The organism is Tateyamaria sp. ANG-S1, assembly GCF_000814025.1.
In the GTDB taxonomy this organism is placed as follows: domain Bacteria; phylum Pseudomonadota; class Alphaproteobacteria; order Rhodobacterales; family Rhodobacteraceae; genus Tateyamaria.
In genome coordinates this window covers 1-1,989 of sequence record NZ_JWLL01000024.1, presented here as the reverse complement: position 1 = coordinate 1,989, position 1,989 = coordinate 1, and the positions used below count along the sequence as shown (strand labels likewise).

Sequence of the window (1,989 nt, the reverse complement as noted above, 5' to 3'; positions counted from 1 at the left end):
TTCACATAATAAAACCTATAAGTTGTGAACTGATTTGGCGGAGCGCTTTCACCTACCATTCTACTACCGCTACATAACAATGAGTTAGCCTGTAGGATGTACAACTTCTGGAAGTCGGCTATCGGCGACTCAGGCGTATCCTACGGCAACGCTGACTTTGATCAGCTGTCGCCACGACAGCAATTGGACGTCGAAACCAAAGGAGCGGGCAAGGTCCATAAACATATGAGCCGACACATCAGCCTGACCGCTTAGTGAGACAAAGATGGTCCGCCGACATCCCGTATTCCAAAGCGTTTCCAGTCGGGTGGCGTAGTCATAGACCTCGCCTTCCGCCCTATCAGATTGCGCATGAATGACCGGCGCGAACCCGGTAACTAGCTTCATCAGCGACTTCGCCTTGAAGCCGGCCAGAGGCACAAAGGTGTCACACATCAGGACCAGGTCGAAGACCCGATACCCATGTTCAAGAATGTCATGCGGATCCGCCATTGAACCCAGGTCGAAATCAAGGGGTACAAGAGTGGTATGAACGATCTCCGGCATGACCGGGATCGAACCGGACAGCACACCTTGTCTGAACTGCAATGAATATGTGCGCAGCTTATCCACGGCCTCATCAAAGCGGCATGTCCGCAAGCCGAGGCGACTGAGGACCTGCGGATCTTCATCGGTGATGCACAGCAGGTCCGGCGGATTGATGCCCATTCTTGCCAGCAGCACCTCGTATTTCGCGTATGTCGCGCTCGATTGCATCATCTCTTGGGTGAGCATTGGCGTCTCAATCTGACCCTGCGGCGCATCAAGAGCTTTGAGACCCTCGATCTCCCGCCCGCCGGTGATCAATACAGTCGGCAGCCCGGTCTCTGCCGCGAGTCGGCATAGCTGATCACCGAAGGTCTTGGGTTCATCGGACTGCGCCAAAGCGTTTTCCCGACGGCGCGCAGGTAGATCAAACAGTCTAGGGTCTGTCAGATCCAGACACAGCGCCCGGGCGCGGCTCAAGGGTTGGTCTGGCTTATCCTGGGTCATTCCGGAAGCCTTCCCGCGCTTGCGCACGCTCTGTTCTTGAAATCGCCTCATGGATCGGGAGGGCCGCGCCCTGTAGTCCCTTGGCTTTGGCCCCGAGGATCTGAGCCAGGTGCTCCGGTGTCGCGGCTCGACCGAGCACATACCAGCGAGAGTTCGTGCGCGCCCATCTCTGGTCTGGAGCAAGACCGCACAATGCCGATGTACGGATCCATCTGTTGCTAAGAACAGGATGGCCGCTCACATGTCCGACCAAAGCGGAGGCCAGATCTCCTCGTTCTCGTACCGTTATCCACTTTTCGAGACGAGGCGCCGTCGCAAGCATCTCGGGCTTGGGGCCTTCGACAGCCAACTCCAGCGATCTCAAGCGCGTGCGCTGATAGAGCTGTTCGGTTACCCCGTGATAGGCACTCACCCATTCACCGGCCGGAATGACCCACTGGCCGCCTCGTTCGGCTTCCTTGAGGGAAACGCCCAGTTCCCAGAACAGGTTCATCAGTTCCGGGCTGATGGCCACGCGCCCGATGTAACCAAGTTCAAGCCATGATTTGCTGTCGAGCGGTGCCAGAGACTGCAGTTCGAGGATCCATTCGATATCGGCGTCATTGGGGTCCACGGCGGCTCTCCCATAGACAGGCTTGGTCTAGGTAGCCAAGACGATTGTATCGTTTATCGGGGTAGCCGACCGAGATATTTCGAAGGTCACAACCTTCGCCCGTTCATGGCGGTGAGAATGCCCAAAAAACCAAGCGTCAATGTCATAGGCGCTTAGGACATCCGTCAAATCAGAATGAAACGCTGCCGTGAGCTTGTCGATGTGCCCAGCCACCAAGGGGTGCGGCCCATGATGCGTAATTACGACCGTCTGCCCCACTTCAGAATCTGGATAGTCGCGCGCAAGTTCGCCTTCCAACCAAGCCCGATGCTCCAGGTGAAGCGCCCGCAAATCACCGGCTGACA

The 1,989-nt window shown here is 56.8% G+C and carries 2 protein-coding genes and 1 pseudogene; all 3 read right to left on the bottom strand.

Going from position 1 to position 1,989, the window contains the following annotated elements; all coding sequences use genetic code 11:
* Window positions 1-129: 129 nt before the first annotated feature.
* Window positions 130-924, bottom strand: coding sequence for a hypothetical protein (locus RA29_RS21575; protein ID WP_039690015.1), 795 nt, complete (start codon window positions 922-924; stop codon window positions 130-132).
* A 94-nt stretch (window positions 925-1,018) separates the two neighbouring features.
* Window positions 1,019-1,645, bottom strand: a complete 627-nt coding sequence (locus tag RA29_RS21570) for a DUF6634 family protein (protein WP_039690013.1) — start codon at window positions 1,643-1,645, stop codon at window positions 1,019-1,021.
* 27 nt (window positions 1,646-1,672) lie between these two features.
* A pseudogene (locus RA29_RS23500) lies at window positions 1,673-1,989 on the bottom strand (hypothetical protein); the annotation flags it as partial.